Annotated in this window: 17 protein-coding genes; 5 read left to right on the forward strand and 12 right to left on the reverse strand. The window is 72.4% G+C overall.

The annotated features are described in order from the left end of the window. Positions 1 to 18: 18 nt before the first annotated feature. From ACFWCH_RS03465 to ACFWCH_RS03495, 7 genes are all read right to left on the reverse strand, one after another. A complete protein-coding gene (locus ACFWCH_RS03465) occupies positions 19 to 1,650 on the reverse strand; it encodes an ABC transporter ATP-binding protein (RefSeq protein WP_378802911.1) in 1,632 nt (543 codons plus the stop codon). Beyond that, on the reverse strand, positions 1,647 to 2,753 hold the full coding sequence (locus ACFWCH_RS03470; protein ID WP_366626485.1) for a serine hydrolase: 1,107 nt from the start codon (positions 2,751 to 2,753) through the stop codon (positions 1,647 to 1,649). The genes ACFWCH_RS03465 and ACFWCH_RS03470 overlap by 4 nt, the downstream gene beginning before the upstream one ends. Next, positions 2,750 to 3,940: an anhydro-N-acetylmuramic acid kinase gene (locus ACFWCH_RS03475; RefSeq protein WP_378802912.1), complete on the reverse strand. Its 1,191-nt coding sequence runs from the start codon at positions 3,938 to 3,940 to the stop codon at positions 2,750 to 2,752. The genes ACFWCH_RS03470 and ACFWCH_RS03475 overlap by 4 nt, the downstream gene beginning before the upstream one ends. Then, a complete protein-coding gene (gene murQ / locus ACFWCH_RS03480) occupies positions 3,940 to 4,845 on the reverse strand; it encodes an N-acetylmuramic acid 6-phosphate etherase (RefSeq protein WP_378802914.1) in 906 nt (301 codons plus the stop codon). Before murQ ends, ACFWCH_RS03475 begins: the two co-directional genes overlap by 1 nt. Continuing rightward, positions 4,842 to 5,729, reverse strand: a complete 888-nt coding sequence (locus tag ACFWCH_RS03485; RefSeq protein WP_136030808.1) for an ABC transporter permease — start codon at positions 5,727 to 5,729, stop codon at positions 4,842 to 4,844. The genes murQ and ACFWCH_RS03485 overlap by 4 nt, the downstream gene beginning before the upstream one ends. After that, entirely contained in the window at positions 5,726 to 6,697 is a 972-nt protein-coding gene (locus ACFWCH_RS03490) for an ABC transporter permease (RefSeq protein ID WP_136030810.1), read from the reverse strand. Before ACFWCH_RS03490 ends, ACFWCH_RS03485 begins: the two co-directional genes overlap by 4 nt. Positions 6,698 to 6,767: 70 nt before the next feature. Continuing rightward, on the reverse strand, positions 6,768 to 8,318 hold the full coding sequence (locus ACFWCH_RS03495; RefSeq protein WP_136035409.1) for an ABC transporter substrate-binding protein: 1,551 nt from the start codon (positions 8,316 to 8,318) through the stop codon (positions 6,768 to 6,770). Between the two features lie 163 nt (positions 8,319 to 8,481). On the opposite strand from ACFWCH_RS03495, the gene ACFWCH_RS03500 reads away from it, so the two are divergent. The 3 genes from ACFWCH_RS03500 to ACFWCH_RS03510 all read left to right on the forward strand — a co-directional run bounded on the left by ACFWCH_RS03500 (position 8,482) and on the right by ACFWCH_RS03510 (position 10,970). Then, positions 8,482 to 9,384 carry a MurR/RpiR family transcriptional regulator gene (locus ACFWCH_RS03500; protein ID WP_136030814.1) on the forward strand — a complete coding sequence of 301 codons (903 nt, stop codon included), beginning with the start codon at positions 8,482 to 8,484 and terminating at the stop codon, positions 9,382 to 9,384. Then, complete coding sequence (locus tag ACFWCH_RS03505; protein ID WP_378802916.1) at positions 9,381 to 10,526, forward strand: MFS transporter; 1,146 nt, start codon at positions 9,381 to 9,383, stop codon at positions 10,524 to 10,526. Before ACFWCH_RS03500 ends, ACFWCH_RS03505 begins: the two co-directional genes overlap by 4 nt. 120 nt (positions 10,527 to 10,646) lie before the next feature. Further along, the gene (locus ACFWCH_RS03510) at positions 10,647 to 10,970 is read left to right on the forward strand and encodes a hypothetical protein (protein WP_378802917.1); all 324 of its coding nucleotides are present in this window, start codon (positions 10,647 to 10,649) and stop codon (positions 10,968 to 10,970) included. Between the two features lie 18 nt (positions 10,971 to 10,988). Here the strand turns inward: ACFWCH_RS03510 and ACFWCH_RS03515 are convergent, their stop codons facing one another. Together ACFWCH_RS03515 and pyrE are read right to left on the reverse strand one after the other, a co-directional pair. Continuing rightward, the gene (locus ACFWCH_RS03515) at positions 10,989 to 11,891 is read right to left on the reverse strand and encodes an ROK family protein (protein ID WP_378802918.1); all 903 of its coding nucleotides are present in this window, start codon (positions 11,889 to 11,891) and stop codon (positions 10,989 to 10,991) included. Further along, positions 11,888 to 12,448 (reverse strand): orotate phosphoribosyltransferase, encoded by a 561-nt coding sequence (gene pyrE, locus ACFWCH_RS03520; RefSeq protein ID WP_136036467.1) that lies wholly within the window; start codon positions 12,446 to 12,448, stop codon positions 11,888 to 11,890. Before pyrE ends, ACFWCH_RS03515 begins: the two co-directional genes overlap by 4 nt. A 37-nt stretch (positions 12,449 to 12,485) precedes the next feature. On the opposite strand from pyrE, the gene ACFWCH_RS03525 reads away from it, so the two are divergent. Next, positions 12,486 to 13,331, forward strand: coding sequence for an exodeoxyribonuclease III (locus tag ACFWCH_RS03525; protein WP_136036466.1), 846 nt, complete (start codon positions 12,486 to 12,488; stop codon positions 13,329 to 13,331). Positions 13,332 to 13,345: 14 nt separating this feature from the next. Further along, complete coding sequence (locus tag ACFWCH_RS03530) at positions 13,346 to 14,149, forward strand: HAD family hydrolase (RefSeq protein ID WP_136028510.1); 804 nt, start codon at positions 13,346 to 13,348, stop codon at positions 14,147 to 14,149. 6 nt (positions 14,150 to 14,155) lie between these two features. Here the strand turns inward: ACFWCH_RS03530 and ACFWCH_RS03535 are convergent, their stop codons facing one another. The 3 genes from ACFWCH_RS03535 to ACFWCH_RS03545 are packed head-to-tail and all read right to left on the reverse strand — an operon-like array spanning position 14,156 to position 15,508. Then, positions 14,156 to 14,794, reverse strand: a complete 639-nt coding sequence (locus ACFWCH_RS03535) for a dihydrofolate reductase family protein (protein WP_136036464.1) — start codon at positions 14,792 to 14,794, stop codon at positions 14,156 to 14,158. A gap of 1 nt (position 14,795) precedes the next feature. Next, a complete protein-coding gene (locus ACFWCH_RS03540) occupies positions 14,796 to 15,107 on the reverse strand; it encodes a helix-turn-helix domain-containing protein (RefSeq protein ID WP_136044179.1) in 312 nt (103 codons plus the stop codon). After that, the gene (locus ACFWCH_RS03545) at positions 15,104 to 15,508 is read right to left on the reverse strand and encodes a VOC family protein (protein WP_378802919.1); all 405 of its coding nucleotides are present in this window, start codon (positions 15,506 to 15,508) and stop codon (positions 15,104 to 15,106) included. The genes ACFWCH_RS03540 and ACFWCH_RS03545 overlap by 4 nt, the downstream gene beginning before the upstream one ends. Positions 15,509 to 15,564 lie beyond the last annotated feature (56 nt).

The raw sequence follows: 15,564 nt of genomic DNA on the forward strand, positions 1-15,564 counted from the left end.
CCGTCGCCCCGGCCGCGGTCAGGACGCCAGCGAGGCCCCGGGGATCGCGGCCAGCAGCTCCCGCGTGTACGGGTGCTGCGGAGCGTCGAAGATGCGCTCCGGTGTGCCGCTCTCGACCACGACCCCGCGCTGCATCACGTGCACCTCGTCGGAGATCATCCGCACGACCGCGAGGTCGTGGCTGATGAAGAGGTAGCTGAGGCCGAGGCGCGTCTGCAGCTCCGCCAGCAGATCGAGGATCTGCGCCTGCACCAGCACGTCGAGCGCCGACACGGCTTCGTCGAGCACCACCAGCTCGGGTTCGAGCGCCAGCGCCCGCGCGATCGCCACGCGCTGCCGCTGCCCGCCGGAGAGCTCGTGCGGCAGCCGCTCGGCCATCGCGGCCGGCAGCGCCACCTGCTCCAGCAGCTCCAGGACGCGGGCGTGACGCGAGGCCGCGGTGCCGATGCGGTGCACGCGCAGCGGTTCCGCGATCGACTGCTCCACGGTGAACCGCGGGTCGAGCGAGGCGTAGGGGTTCTGGAACACCGGCTGCACGCGGCGGCGCAGGGCGAACAGCTCCTTGCGGCGCAGCGTGGTGGGGTCGAGCCCGTCGAACAGGATCGATCCGGAGGTGGCGTCCTCCAGCCCCAGCACCATGTTCGCGGTCGTGGACTTGCCCGACCCGGACTCCCCCACGATCGACACGGTCGTGCCGCGGCGGATCGTGAGGCTCACACCGTCGACCGCCGTGAAGGTCTGCGGCTCCCCGGCCTTGGCGCCGCGCACCGGGAACTCCTTGCGCAGGTCGCGGATCTCCACGAACGGCACGGCGTCGGTCGCGGCCGTGCGCGCGGGCAGGGCGTCACGCCGGGAGGAGAGGCTCGGCGCCGCGGCCAGCAGCTGCCTGGTGTACTCGTGCTGCGGGTTGCCCAGCACCTGGGCGGACGTGCCCTCCTCGACCACGCGGCCCCGGAACATGACCACGATGCGGTCGGCGCGCTCGGCCGCGAGCGCCAGGTCGTGCGTGATGAGGAAGACCGCGGTCCCGAGCTCGTCGGTGAGCTGGTCGAGCTGGTCGAGGATGCGGCGCTGCACCGTGACGTCGAGGGCCGAGGTGGGCTCGTCGGCGATCAGCAGCCGCGGCTTGCACGCGAGCCCCATCGCGATCAGCACGCGCTGGCGCATCCCGCCGGAGAACTCGTGCGGGTACTGCCGTGCGCGCCGGGCGGCGTCGGCGATGCCCACCATCTCCAGCAGCTCGACCACGCGGACCTTCGTCGCCTCGCCGCTGGTGTGACCGTGCACCTCCAGCGCCTCGCCGATCTGCTCCCCCACGCGCATGAGCGGGTTGAGGTTCGACATCGGGTCCTGCGGCACGAGGCCGATCCCGGCGCCGCGCAGCGAGATCATCGCGCTCTCGGGCAGCTCGGTCAGCTCGCGCCCGTCGAAGCGGATGCTGCCCGCCGTGATCACGCCGTTCTCGGGGAGCAGGCGGTTGACGGCGGCGGCGGTCGTGGACTTCCCCGAGCCGGACTCGCCGACCACCGCGACGGTCTCGCCCGCGGCGATGTCGATGTTCACGTCGCTGATCGCGGTGATCAGCTCGGAACCGGTCCGGAAGGCGACGGCGAGGCCGTCGATGCTCAGCACGGGCGGGGTGGTGCTCATGGGGTACTCGTTCCTTCGGGGTCCAGGAGGGCGGGCAGCGCCGCACGCCACAGGGTCTCGGTCGGGGCGATCTCGGCCGCGAGGAGACGGGTGCTCAGCAGCACGGCCGCGGTCCCCGTCGCCGGCACGAGGCCGAGCGCGCAGCCGGTGTAGCCCGGGTGCCACAGCAGACGGGTGGGGCGGCCGTCGACCGGCACGGTGTCGCTGCGCCAGCCCAGGGCTTGTCCGGCGTCCGGGCCGTCGCGGAAGAAGTCGGCGACCGCGTCGGGGTGCCAGAGGTCGGTGTGCCGGTCGGCGTCGGCGAGCGCGGCGCCGAGCGTGAGCAGGTCGTCGACCGTGCCGAACAGGCCCGCGTGTCCTGAGACGCCGCCGAGCGCGTGGAAGCAGTTGCCGTCGTTGACGCTGCCGGCGATCTCGTCCTCCCGCCACGGGAAGTGCCGGCGCGACGTGAGGATCGGGTAGGGGTCGCCCGTAGCCACCATGCGGCGCTCGGCGGCGTCGCCGATGCCGGAGGACGCGACGGGAGGGCCGACGGGGCCGTAGCCCGTGTGCGCGAGTCCCAGCGGCGCGGTGACGAGCTCCCGCACGGCGGCGTCGAGCGGAAGGCCGGTCACCGCGGTGATGAGGCGCCCGAGCAGGATGAAGCCCAGGTCGGAGTAGTGCCGCCCCTCGTCGAGGCCGTAGCGCAGCGGCAGGGCGTCCACGACCGCGTCGGCGGGGGCGGGGTCGAGGTACAGCGGCTGCCACTCCCACAGTCCGGCGCGGTGCTGCAGCAGGTGGCGCACCGTGGTGCCGGGAGCGCACGCGGTGCCCGGGAGGAAGCGGTCGACCGGGTCGTCGACGCCGAGGTCGCCCGTGCTCACCAGGCGCAGCAGAGCCGTGGTGGTGGCCGCGACCTTCGACACCGAGGCGAGGTCGAAGGCGGTGTCGCGCGTGACCGGGGTTCCCGCAAGGTCCGCGAGGCCACCCACCGCGACGTCACGCGAGGTGCGCGTGACCACCCCGGCGACCACCGCGCGGGGGGCGGTGTCGCCGCGCATCACCGCCGCGACGGCCCCCGCAGCGCTCGCGCCGCGCACCTGGCCTGCTCCGTGGCCGCTCACGACGCCGTCGCCTCCCCGAGCGTGAGCGAATCGATCGCCGCGACCGGCTCCGGCATGTGCAGCGGGCCGGCGCCGGGCGTGATCGTGCCGAGGATGCGGGGCTCGCGGGCGCCCGTGCCGCCGGGGACGATGGCGGGGACGCCGTGCATCGTGGACCAGCCGATGAGCGCGAGCAGGATCGCCTCCTTGCTGTCGGCGGGAGCCCCCAGCTCGTCGGCCAGCACGACCTCGGTCTCCGGCAGCGCGGCGCGCAGACCCTCGAGGATCAGCGGGTTGCGGCACCCGCCGCCCGAGACCGCGAGGAAGCCGATGCCCGCCGCGGCGACGTCGCGGGCGACCGTGCGGACCGTGAGCTCGGTGAGCGTGCGCACGACATCGGCGACCGGGATGTCGCGGCCCTGCGCGGCCAGGTGCTCGTGCACGTAGCCGAGGTGGAAGTGCTCCTTGCCGGTGCTCTTCGGCGGCTTCAGCGCATAGTACGGGTCGTCGAGGAGGGCCGACAGCAGCGCCTCGTCCACGCGGCCGGTGCGCGCCACGGCCGCATCGTCGTCGTAGCCGAGCGGGTTGAGCCCGTGCTCCACGATGACCGCGTCGACCAGCGCGTTCGCGGGACCGATGTCGTAGGCGACCAGGCCGTCCTGGCGCACGACCGTCATGTTCGAGATGCCGCCGAGGTTGAGGGCCGCCGTGACCCCGGCTCGTCCGCGCAGCAGCAGCTCGTCGAGGAACGACACCAGCGGGGCGCCGTGGCCGCCCGCGGTGATGTCGCGGATGCGGATGTCCGACACCACGGGCACCCCGACCCTCTCCGCGATCCAGGCGGGCTGCCCGATCTGCAGGGTCCCCAGGGCGTGGGCGCCGTCGACCCAGTGGTACACGGTCTGCCCGTGGGAGCAGATCGCGTCGACCCCGCCGACCTGCGCGGCGATGTCGGCCGCGACGTCGGCGAACGCCTGGCCGATGAGGGTGTCGAGCTCCGCGACCTCGGCGAGCGTGGTCGGCGCGGGCGGGAGGGCGGCGATCAGCCGGGCGCGCAGCTCCGGCGCGTACGGCACGCTCGTGGCCGCGAGCACGGTGCCGGTCAGGTCGACGCCGTGGTCGGTGAAGCCCCCGCTGGTCGCGAAGTCGACGACGGCGGCATCGATCCCGTCGTGCGAGGTGCCGGAGATCAGTCCGAGGACGCGCATCAGTTCTCCTCCAGTGCCGTGCGCAGGCGTCCGCCTGCCGCGGTGAGTCGGGTGGTGGCCGCGGCGAGGTCCTCGCCGCGGCGGATCATGATCGACGCGAGCTTCACGTCCCAGGCGGCGGTCTCCAGCGCCGCGACCGCGGTGTCGCGATCGACCTCGGCGATCGTGCGCACCATGCGGATCGCGCGCTCGCGGAGCTTGTGGTTCGTGGCCTTCACGTCGACCATCAGGTTGCCGTAGGCCTTGCCGTCTCGCACCATCGAGATGGTCGAGAACATGTTGAGCACGAGCTTCTGCGCCGTGCCCGACTTGAGGCGGGTGGAACCCGACAGCACCTCGGGGCCGACCTCGACCTCGATGCCGTGCTCGGCGACGGCGCTCAGCGGGGTGTCCGCGTTGCACGACAGCCCGATGCCCAGCGCCCCGCGCTCGCGCGCCCGGCGGACGGCCGCGACCACGTACGGGGTGCGGCCGCTCGAGGCGATGCCGATCACGGTGTCGAGCGGGCCGATGCCGGCGGCGTCGATCGCGGCGGCTCCGGCCTCGGCGTCGTCCTCCGCGCCCTCGACCGGGTTCACGATCGCGCCGGGCCCGCCGGCCATGATGGCGAACACCAGCTCGGGCGGCGTGCTGAACGTGGGCGGGCACTCCGAGGCGTCGAGCACCCCGATGCGACCGGGCGTCCCTGCCCCGACGTAGACGAGCCGTCCGCCCCGCGCCATGCGCTCCGCGGTGGCCTCGATGGCCGGGACGATCTGCGGCAGTGCGCGCCGCACGGCCGCGGGCACCGTGGCGTCGGCGTCGTTCATGGTCTGGGCGAGCTCCGCCACGCTCATCTGGTCGAGTCGCGCGTAGCGGGGGTCGCTGGCCTCGGTGGCGAGGGCGCCGAGATCCTCCAGGGTCATCGCTTCCCCCGGTTCCGCGGGTCGAGGCTGTCGCGCAGCCCGTCGCCCAGCAGGTTGAGCCCGACCACGAGCAGCACCACGACCACGCCGGGCGCGATCATGGTCCACGGCGCGATGGTGACGAGCGTGCGCGCCTCGAAGATCATCGAGCCGAGCGACGGCGCGGGCGGCGGCGTGCCGAGGCCGAGGAAGCTCAGCGACGCCTCGGTCAGCACGGCCCACGACAGCGACAGCGTGACCTGCACGATGATGATCGACGTGATGTTGGGCAGCACGTGCCGGAACATCGTGGCCATGCGGCCCTGCCCCGTGCTCTTGGCGGCCTTGACGTACTCGACCTCGCGCAGCGACAGCACCGGGCCGCGCGTGACGCGGATGAAGATCGGCACGTAGACGATCGCGATGGCGACCGCGATCGTGAACCAGTTGCGGTCGAACACCGAGGCGAGCGACAGCGCCAGCAGCAGCGGCGGGAACGCGAACAGGACGTTGGTGACCGCGGTGATCGCACCGTCGGAGATGCCGCGGTAGAAGCCGGCGATGAGGCCGCAGACCGTGCCGACCACGGTCGCGAACGCCACCGCGACGACCGAGATCAGCGCCGAGTTCGCGACGCCGGCGGCCACGCGCGAGAACACGTCGCGGCCGAACTGGTCGGTGCCGAACCAGTGCACGGCCGACGGCGGCTGCAGGCGCGAGGGCGGATCCTGCGCCAGCGGGTCGAAGGGCAGCAGGCCGAACGCCGACACGACGCTGAGCACCGCCAGCAGGAACACGATGATGAGGCCGGCGAGCCCGCTGCGGCTGCGCAGCAGGAGACGCACGCGCTCCATGGTGCGCCCTCCGCCGGGGGCGAGGGCCGGGGTCTGAGAGATGTCGGTCATGCGGCACGCACCCGGGGATCGATGACCCGGTACAGCAGGTCGGTGAGCAGGTTGACGATGACGAAGGCGAGCGCGATCACCAGCACGGTGCTCTGCACGAGCGCGTACTCCTTCTGCTGGATGCCGAGCAGCACCTGACGGCCGATGCCGGGGAGCGAGAAGATCTGCTCCACCACGACGGCGCCGCCGAGCAGGTAGCCGAACTGCAGGCCGGTCATGGTGACGATCGGGACCAGCGCGTTGCCGAGCACGTGGCGCACCTGGAGGCGGCGCGGCGGCACGCCCTTCGCCCGGGCCGTGCGGATGAAGTCGTTCGCGCGGATCTCGAGCACGGCGGTGCGGGTCGTGCGCATGATGGGCGCCGCGATGCCGAAGCCGAGCACGATCGACGGGAGCAGCATCTGCTGCAGGTTCAGCAGCGGGTCGTCGAACAGCCGCGCGTAGCCCTGGCCGTTGGGGTTGAAGCCGAGCGACTGCGCCAGGATCGCCAGCAGTGCCGTGCCGAGCAGGAACGCCGGGATGGAGAGGCCCGCGAGTCCCACGACCTGGCCGACGCCGTCGCGGAGCGAGTCCGGCTTGGAGGCCGACAGCATGCCGAGCGGGATGCCGATCGCGAGGGCGATCACGATCGAGAGGATCGCGAGCTCGAACGTGACGGGCAGGGCGGCCGCGGTGAGGTCGAGCACGCTCGTCTGCGCCCGCGACGAGAAGCCGAGGTTGCCGGTGAAGATGTTGCCCAGCCAGGAGAAGAACTGCACGAACAGCGGCTGGTCCAGGCCGTAGTAGGCCTCGAGAGCCTCACGCTGCGCCGGGGTGAGCGCGGCGGCCTCGGTGCCGAGTCCCGAGCTGATCTGGTCGCCGGGGATGGCGCGCAGCATCAGGAAGACGAACACGGCGACCCCGAAGAGGGTGCCGAGGGCTGCGAGGATGCGTCGCAGCACGCTGTTGCGGAGGAGCTGTCTGAACATGCGCGTGTGAGGGTGCCTGTCGTCGGAGGGGGACGGAGGGGGCGCGGGCGGCCGCGCCCCCTCCGGTCCGCTACTGGATGGAGGTGGTCCGCAGGTACTGCAGCGAGCCGTTCGCCATCGGGGTGAAGCCGTCCACGCTGGTGGCAGTGGCCGTGTAGGTGTAGCTGGTGAACAGCCAGATCCAGGCGGCGTTGTCCTCGAGGTTCTCGGAGACCTCGGCGTAGATCTCCTTGCGCTTCTCGGTGTCGGCGGTCTGGCGGCCCTCGGCGAACAGCGCGTCGAGCTCGGGCGAGGAGTACCCCGCGACCTTGTTCAGGTTGCCGGTGCTGGTGAAGTAGCGCCCGTACATGCCGTCGGGGTCGGGGCGTCCGCCGTTGAGGGCGACCGCGGCGTCGAAGTCGGCGGCGATCCAGCGGTCGACGAACGCGCCGGACTCGAGCACCTCGAGGTCGAGCGTGATGTCGGCGTCGGCGAGCTGCGCCTTCAGGTTCTGCGCCTCGTTGACGGAGGTGGCGTACTCGCCCTGCGACACGATCGTCTTGATCGTGACGCCGTCCTCCTTGCCGGCCTTCTTCAGGTACTCGGCCGCCTTGTCGAGGTCGCGCTCGGGGCACGGGCGCGCGTCGGGGTCGGACTTGAACGCCGGCGACGTGATGGGCCCGGTGACCTCGCCCTCGCCGAGCGCGGCGGTCTCCAGCACCTCCTCGCGGTCGATCGCGCACTGGATCGCGAGCCGCACGTTCACGTCGGCCAGGTCGCCGCGCGTGGCGTTGAGCTGAAGGGCGTGGTAGCTGAGCTGCGGGGTCGTGGCGACCTCGACGTTCGCGCCCTCGGCGGTCTGGGCGACCAGCGGGTCGTCGAACACCGCGAGCTGCACGTTGCCGGACTGCATGGCCGATACGATCGACGACTCGTCGGGGATCACGCGGAACTCGACCGTGTCGAGCAGCGCCTTGTCGCCCCAGTAGTCGTCGTTCTTGGCGAGCGTGAGCGACTGGCTGGCGGTGCGGTCCTCGAGCACGAACGGGCCGGTGCCGTTCGGGGTGGTGTTGAGCGCTTCCTCGGTGTCGTCGGAGGAGAGCATGGCCATGTTGATCACGGCGAGGTTGGCGGGCAGGGCCGCGTCGGGGGCGCTGAGGGTGAGGGTGACGGTGGTCTCGTCGGTCGCCTCGACCGCGGTGACGGACGCCAGCGAGCTGCGCGCGACGGCCGCGGTGGCCTCGGCGGCGATCGCGTCGAGGGAGTACTTCACGTCTTCGGAGCCGAACGTGCTGCCGTCGGCGAAGGTGACGCCCTCGCGGAGGTGGAAGGTGACGGTGAGGCCGTCTTCCGAGACGTCCCACGACTCGGCGAGGCCGGGCACCACGTTCAGGTCCTCGTCGAACTCGGTGAGCGTGCCGTACAGGTTCTGCAGGACGTTGACCGCCTGGAACTGCGTGGCCTTCCACGGGAAGAGGGTGTCCGGGTCGCTGGTGACGCCGATGACGAGGTCGCCGCCCGCGGTGCCGCCCTCGGAGGGCGAGGGGTTCGACGCCGGCGCGGAACACCCGGTGATGACGAGCGCCATCGCGACGCCCGCGGCGGAGAGAGCGCCGAATGACGCCCGCCGTACTGTGCTCATGCTGTTTCCTCCTGGCTGGGACCGCGTCGCCCTGGCTGGGTTCAGGCGATGCTGCCTGACGTCCCGTGAACATCGTCGGTCTGGGTGGTACCAAAAGTACACGAAGGTCGCTGTCGGTGTAACAGAAGTTCCTCTACTGTTATGAACACCGATCGGAGAACACATGTCCCACGACGCCGCCCGCGACGACGCCGGCGCTCCCCCCGTGCTGGTGCGCATGCGGGCGATCCGCCCCGAGCTCCGCCCGAGCGAGCAGCGCATCGCCGATCTCTTCCTCGCCGACCCGGCCGCCACCGCCGGCCTCTCGGTCGCCGAGCTCGCCCACCGCTGCGACACCTCCACCACCTCCGTCGTCCGCTTCTGCAAGCGCCTGGGATACGAGCACGTGCGCGAGCTGCGCAACCACGTGCTGCGCGAGGTGGAGCGCGAGACGTACGACACCGCCGCGCTCCCCGCCGTGTCGGGCGACATCGACCGCAACGACACGCTCGCCGACATCGTGGCGAAGGTGTCCCTCGCCGAGACGCTGTCGCTCGCCGACACCGCCAAGGTGCTCGACACCGAGTCGCTGCGCGCCGCGGTCGAGGCGATCACGTCGTCGAGCCGCGTCGACATCTTCGGCGTCGGGGCCAGCTCGATCGTCGGCCTCGACCTCCAGCGCAAGCTCACCCGGATCGGGCGCACGGCCCTGGAGTGGTCCGATCCGCACGCCGCCTGGACCTCCGCCGCCACCCTCGGCCCCGGCAACGTCGCCATCGCGGTGTCGCACAGCGGCGCGACCACCGACACCATCGAGTTCCTGCTCCTGGCCCGCAAGGCGGGGGCCACCACGATCGCTATCACCAACCATGCGGGCGCGCCGCTGGCCGGGCAGGCCGACATCGTGCTGACGACCGCCGCGCGCGAGACCGGGTTCCGCTCCGGCGCGCTCGGCAGCCGCATCGCCCAGCTCATGGTCGTCGACTGCATCTTCATCGGGGTCGCCCAGTCGAACTACGACCGCTCGATGGAGGCGCTGCGCGACACGTTCGCGGCCGTGCACCACGTGCGCGCCAACGGCGCATGACGGGCGCGGACGGCCGGATCCGCCTCGGCCTGTTCAGCGCGTTCGCGGGACTCGGCGTGACCGCGGCGTTCGTCCCCGCCGTGCTGCCCTCGGCGCAGCGGGACATCGGCGCCGACCTCAGCGCCGCGGTGCCCGTGCTCTTCGCCGGGCTGCTGGTGGGCGTGCTGGCCTCGGGTCCGCTGCTGACGCGGAAGCCCCCGCGCACGACACTGCTGCTCGGCAGCGCCCTGCAGGCCGTGGCGCTCGTCGCCGCCGCGTGGGCGGGCGATGCGGTCGTGTTCATCGCCGCCGCCGCCGTCGCCGGGTTCGGCTTCGGGCTCGTGGAGGCCTCGGGCTCGGTGGCCGCGAAGGCCGCGAGCACGCGCAGCGCGACCGGGCTGCTGAGTGCGCTGATGGGCACGGTCGCCGTGTGCGCCGCGGCCACCCCGCTCGCGGTGGTGCTGGGAGCGCACACCCGTCCGCTGCTGGCCCTTCTCGCCGCGGTGCCGCTGGTGACCGTGTCGGTGCTCATCGCGCCCGTGCCGACGGTCGCCGCGAAAGCCCCGGCGCCGCGTGACGTGCGGTCGCTCGCGGTGCTGCTGCCGTTCGCGCTCGCCCTGCCGCTCTACGTGGGGGTCGAGACCGTGCTCTCCGGCTGGTCGGCCGTGATCCCGGAGCGCGTGCTCACGCTCGAACCGGCCGCGGCCGCGCTCGGCACCTCCGCGTTCTGGGGCCTGATGGCGGCGGGCCGTTTCGGGGCAGCGGCCCTGCGCCGCGCGTCGGTGCCCCCGCTCGCGATCCTGGTCGCGGCCACGGCGGGCGCGGCCGTGCTGATGGGCGTGGCCGGCGCGCTCGTGGGCCCTCAGCCGGTGGGAGCGCTCGTGGCCCTGGCGGCGGTGGTCGTGCTGCTCGCGCCGAGCTACGGCCTGATCCTCGGTCTCGCCCTCGACCGCCTCGACCCCGCACGGAGCGCCGCCGTGACCGGAGCCCTGGTCGCCTGCGGCGCGGTGGGCGGCACCTTCGTGCCCACGCTGATCCTGCTCATCGGTCGGGATCCGGCGGCTCCTGCGACCTTCGTCGTCTCGGCCGTGCTGTGCGCTGTCGTCCCGGTCCTGATGCTCGTGACGTCGCGCTCCGGACGGCGCGTGTCGGCGACCGGCTGAGGCGCTCCTCCTCCCCCATCCGCGCCTCTCTCCCCTTCCTCACAGATGCCGGGATTCCGGGAGTCGCCACACCCGCGGCGACGTATCGTCGAAGACACACCGCACCCGAGGAGAGCATCCGTGTCCACCGACAGCCTGACGGTCGTCATCAGCGCGATCGGCATCGTGCTCACCCTCGGCACCGGCATGTTCGCCGCCATGGCCTGGGTCGTGCGCCGCATCGATGCCGTCGACGCGAAGCTCACCACCCGCATCGACGCCGTCGACGAGAAGCTCACCACCCGTATCGACAGCGTCGAGGACAAGCTCACCACCCGCATCGACACCGTCGAGGAGAAGCTCACCACCCGCCTCGACGCCGTCGGCGCCGACGTCACCGACCTCAAGATCGCCGTCGCCCGCCTCGAGGGACCACCCCGCCACCTGCTGACCGCCGCGCGCTGAGGGCGTGCGCGTGAGGGTTCAACGGAGCGCGAGGGCGGCGGCGCCGATGAGGGGCCCTTCGTCGCCGAGGCCCGAGCGCACGGCCCGGGTACGCCGGGAGTACGGGTGCACGGCGTGCGCGGTGAGCGCCTGCTGCACGAGGTCGATGTAGTCGGACGACACCCGCGAGAACCCGCCGCCGATGGCCACCACGTCGAGGTCGACCAGGGTCGCGGCGTCCGCGAGCGCTTCGCCGACCGCGCGGGCCGAGCGCTCGATGGCCGCGCGGGCGATCGCGTCTCCGGCTGCCGCGTCGCGCGCGAGGTCCTCCCCCGTCGCGCCGGTCCACCCCTGCTCCTGCGCCCAGGCGGCGCTCGCGGGGCCGGAGGCGATCTCCTCGAGCGTGAGCCCTCCCTCGCGGCGCACCTGACCGAGGTGACCCGCGTTGCCGGTGGCTCCCGGGATGTAGGCGCCGTTCACCACGAAGCCGCCGCCGACGCCCGTCGACACCACGATCGACAGCGAGGCCCCCGCGTCACGGGTCGCCCCGAGCCACGACTCCGCCAGGGCGAGGGCACCCCCGTCGTGGCCCAGCGTCGTGGGAAGGTCGCGGCCGAGCACCGCCGTCGCCGCGTCCCGCACCGCCGCCGCGAGGGCGAAGCCGTGCGCGAGCGGCATGTTCACCGGCTCGATGGTGCCCGCGACGCGATCCACCGGACCGGCGCTGCCGATCCCCGCCCCGACGAGTTCCGCGCCGGCCGGCAGTGCGGCCAGGGCATGCCGCACGATCGCGTCGACCGCGGCGGCGAGGGCCGGGGGCGTGGCCGCGCGCCCGGTGGGCTGCCGGCTGCGGCTGCCTTCGACGAGCACGCCGTCCGCCGAGACGAGGGCGGCCTCCATCTTGGTGCCGCCGACGTCGACGGCCAGGGCGTAGCGGGTCACTGCGGGTCGAGCCCGAGGTCGTCGAGGTCGAACGCGGCGCGCCACTCCAGCCCCTCGGCTTCGATGGCCGCCTGCGCTCCGGTCTTGCGGTCGACGATCACGGCGACGGCCACGACCTCGGCGCCCTCCGTGCGCAGCGCCTCGACGGCCTTGAGCGCCGACTGCCCGGTGGTCGACGTGTCCTCCAGCACGACCACGCGCTTGCCCTTCACGTCGGCGCCCTCGATCTGACGGCCGCGGCCGTGGTCCTTGGGCTCCTTGCGCACGACGAACGCGTCGAGCGGACGGTCGGTGCCGACCGAGGCGTGCAGCACGGAGTTCGCGATGGGGTCGGCGCCGAGCGTGAGACCGCCGACCGCGACGACGTCGAGGTCGGCGATCAGGTCGAGCATGATCCGGCCGATGGCGGGAGCGGCGCGGTGGTCGAGCGTGAGCTTGCGCATGTCGACGTAGTAGGTGGCCTTCTTGCCGCTGGAGAGGGTGAAGTCGCCGTGGAACACCGCCTCGTCGGTGATGAGGTCGAGGAGGGTCTGGCGGTCTGCGTCGAGTGCGGTCACGGCATCCAGTGTAGGAGGCCGCAACTAGGCTGGACGCATGCGCTTGGCCACCTGGAACGTCAACTCCATCCGCACCCGTGTCGCCCGCACCGTCGAGTTCGCCGTCCGTGAAGACATCGACGTGCTCGCGATGCAGGAGGTGAAGTGCAAGCCGGAGCAGTTCCCCTTCGCCCCCTTCGAGGAGGCCGGCTACCACGTCGAGGTGCACGGCCTGAACCAGTGGAACGGCGTCGCGATCGCCAGCCGCCTGCCCATCACCGACGTGCGCACCGCGTTCGACGGCATGCCCGGTTTCGCCAAGGGTCACGAGGGCCCCGACGCTCCGCAGGAGGCGCGCGCGCTCGGGGTGATGGTCGACGGCGTGCGCGTATGGAGCCTGTACGTGCCGAACGGGCGCTCCCTCGACGACCCGCACTACGCGTACAAGCTGCACTGGCTCGAGCAGCTGAGGCAGTCCACCGCGGCCGAGCTGTCGGCGAACCCCGACCTGCCGCTCGCCCTCGTCGGCGACTTCAACATCATCCCGTTCGACCACGACAACGGCGACCCCGACATCGTGGTGGGCCGCTCGACGCACGTCTCGCCCGCCGAGCGTGAGGCGTTCTTCGCCCTGGCCGATGCCGGTGTCACCGATGTGGTGCGCCCGCTGCTGCCCGAGGGCTACACCTACTGGGACTACCAGCGGCTCAAGTTCCCGCGCAACGAGGGCATCCGCATCGACTTCATCCTCGGTTCGAAGACGCTGGCCGACGCGGTCACCGGCGCGTCGATCCATCGCAACGAGCGCAAGGGCGAGCAGCCCAGCGACCACGTGCCCGTGGTGGTGGACCTCGACTTCGGCGGAGCAGACGCCGACGACGACCTGCCGATGATCTTCTCCTGACGGAGCGCGACGACGTGCGACTGATCGCGACCGATCTCGACGGCACGCTGCTCGACCCCTCCTCCTCCGTGACACCGCGCACCCGCGCGGCGCTCGACGCGGCGCGGGAGCGGGGCATCCCCGTGGTGCCCGTCACCGCGCGCCAGCCGATCGGACTGCGCGCGATCGCCGCCGACGCCGGATTCGACGGGTGGGCGCTGTGCAGCAACGGCGCCTACGCGGTGCACCTCGGCGACGGACGGATGCTGTTCGCCGAGGAGCTGCCGTCCGACACGATCCGCACGCTCGCCGATGCCCTCCGCGCGAGCATCCCCGGGCTGCTGTTCGCGAGCGTGCGCGAGGGCGGCGAGACCTTCGTCGCGCAGGACGGCTACGCGGCGATCGCGAGCCTGTCCGACCACAAGCGCGATCCGGCGACGATGGGCGGCGTGCCGCTGGAGCAGGTGCTCGCGGCGCCGAGCCTGAAGCTCGTGATCCGCCACCCGGAGCTCGCACCCGCCGCACTGTTCGACACGCTGCGCTCGCTCGGGCTCACCGGCTTCGAAGCCACCCTGTCCGGTGCGCCGTTCGTGGAGGTGATGGCCGAGGGCGTGACGAAGGCGACCGGGCTCGCGCGGCTGTGCGCGCACCTGGACATCGACCGCGCCGAGGTCGTCGCGTTCGGCGACGCGCTGAACGACGTCGAGATGCTCCGCTGGGCGGGGCGCGGGGTGGCGATGGCGCACGCGGAGCCCGTGGTGCGGGACGCCGCCGACGAGGTCACCGCGACCAACGACGAGGACGGCGTCGCGCGCGTGATCGAGCGACTGCTGGGCTGACCCGCCTCAGGCGCCGAACGTGCCGACCTCCGGGGTGCGATCGGTGCGGCCGTAGCGGAGGAGCATCACGCCCGCGTCGTCGACGACCGGCGGTTCGAGCAGTCGCAGCACCGACGGGAGCGCTGCGTCGTCGAACACCTTCTTCCCCGTGCCGAGCAGCAGCGGGTACACCCACAGGTTGAGCTGATCGAACAGCCCCTCGGCGAGCAGGGTGTGCACGAAGTCGATGCTGCCGATCACGTGCACCTCGCGGTGGGTCGCGCGCAGGCGGGCGATCTCGGCGGCCAGGTCGTCGCCCACGCGCGAGCTGCCCTGCCAGTCGAGCGCGAGGTCGGGGTTCCGCGACGCCACGTACTTCGGCACCGCGTCGAAGAGCCGGCCGATGTGACCCTCCTCGCCATCGGTGTGCTGCGGCCAGTACGAGGCGAAGATGTCGTAGGTGCGGCGGCCGAGCAGCAGCGCGTCGAGGCCCCGCATCCCCGCGTCGACCTCGGCGCCCATGCCGGGTGAGGGGTAACCGGCCTGCCATCCGCTGAACCGGAATCCGCCCGAGGTGTCCTCCCCCACGCCGCCGGGGCCCTGGGCCACGCCGTCGAGGGTGCTGAACAGGTCGATCAGGATGCGACCGGGTGCGTCTTCGCTCATGTCACTTCTCCGTTCTCGTCGAGGGAACTTCATCCTCCTCCGCGGCACCCCACGCCCGCAGCGCCTCGATCGCCTCCCGCAGTGCGAGCCCGCGGTCGGTGAGCGCGTACGCCCGGGTGTTGTGCCGGAGCGGCAGTCGCGCGAGCACCCCGGCGGCCTCCAGCTCGCGCAGGCGCGTGGCGAGGATGTTCGTAGGGACTCCGAGGTCGCGCTGCAGATCGCCGTAGCGCTGGGGTCCGTCGAGCAGCCGCTCCACGATCAGCAGCGCCCAGCGCGCCCCGACCACGCCGAGCGCGGCACCGAGGTCGCTCACGCGTCGGCGTCGGCGTCCGGCTTCATCCAGAACGGCGAGTAGTGGTAGCCGTCGGGGTCGTCGAACTGGCGCTGGTACATGAAGGGGTAGTCGTCGGTCTCGCCGATGCGGCCGCCCGCCGCTCTCGCGCGCTCGACCAGCTCGTCGACCGCCTCGCGGCTGCCGAGGTCGAACGAGACGGTGACCTTGGACGGGGTGTCGGGGCCGCCGACGAGCTCGTCGACGCCGCCGACGCTGGCGTACATCTCGCGGCTGCCGAGCATGACGTACTGCCCGGGCGCGATGGCGAAGCACGACACGTTGTGGTCGGACATCTCCTCGTTGAGGGTCCAGCCGATGGCCGTGTAGAAGGCGGTCGCGCGTTCGACGCTCTCGACCGGGCAGGTGAGGAAGAGGCTCATGCGGTGATACTTGCAAAAAACAAGTGCGCGGTCAAGACCCCTCCGCGCCGCCTCCG

The sequence above is a fragment of the Microbacterium sp. NPDC060132 genome, assembly GCF_042729675.1.
Lineage (GTDB): Bacteria > Actinomycetota > Actinomycetes > Actinomycetales > Microbacteriaceae > Microbacterium > Microbacterium sufflavum.

Bases quoted from the DNA above. Each gene is read 5' to 3' on its own strand.
- ACFWCH_RS03545 (WP_378802919.1), bottom strand. From the start codon at position 15,508: ATGAGCCTCTTCCTCACCTGCCCGGTCGAGAGCGTCGAACGCGCGACC.
- ACFWCH_RS03490 (WP_136030810.1), bottom strand. From the start codon at position 6,697: ATGTTCAGACAGCTCCTCCGCAACAGCGTGCTGCGACGCATCCTCGCA.
- ACFWCH_RS03500 (WP_136030814.1), top strand. From the start codon at position 8,482: ATGTCCCACGACGCCGCCCGCGACGACGCCGGCGCTCCCCCCGTGCTG.
- ACFWCH_RS03535 (WP_136036464.1), bottom strand. From the start codon at position 14,794: ATGAGCGAAGACGCACCCGGTCGCATCCTGATCGACCTGTTCAGCACC.
- murQ (WP_378802914.1), bottom strand. From the start codon at position 4,845: ATGACCCTGGAGGATCTCGGCGCCCTCGCCACCGAGGCCAGCGACCCC.
- ACFWCH_RS03475 (WP_378802912.1), bottom strand. From the start codon at position 3,940: ATGCGCGTCCTCGGACTGATCTCCGGCACCTCGCACGACGGGATCGAT.
- ACFWCH_RS03495 (WP_136035409.1), bottom strand. From the start codon at position 8,318: ATGAGCACAGTACGGCGGGCGTCATTCGGCGCTCTCTCCGCCGCGGGC.
- ACFWCH_RS03485 (WP_136030808.1), bottom strand. From the start codon at position 5,729: ATGACCGACATCTCTCAGACCCCGGCCCTCGCCCCCGGCGGAGGGCGC.
- ACFWCH_RS03525 (WP_136036466.1), top strand. From the start codon at position 12,486: ATGCGCTTGGCCACCTGGAACGTCAACTCCATCCGCACCCGTGTCGCC.
- ACFWCH_RS03465 (WP_378802911.1), bottom strand. From the start codon at position 1,650: ATGAGCACCACCCCGCCCGTGCTGAGCATCGACGGCCTCGCCGTCGCC.
- ACFWCH_RS03505 (WP_378802916.1), top strand. From the start codon at position 9,381: ATGACGGGCGCGGACGGCCGGATCCGCCTCGGCCTGTTCAGCGCGTTC.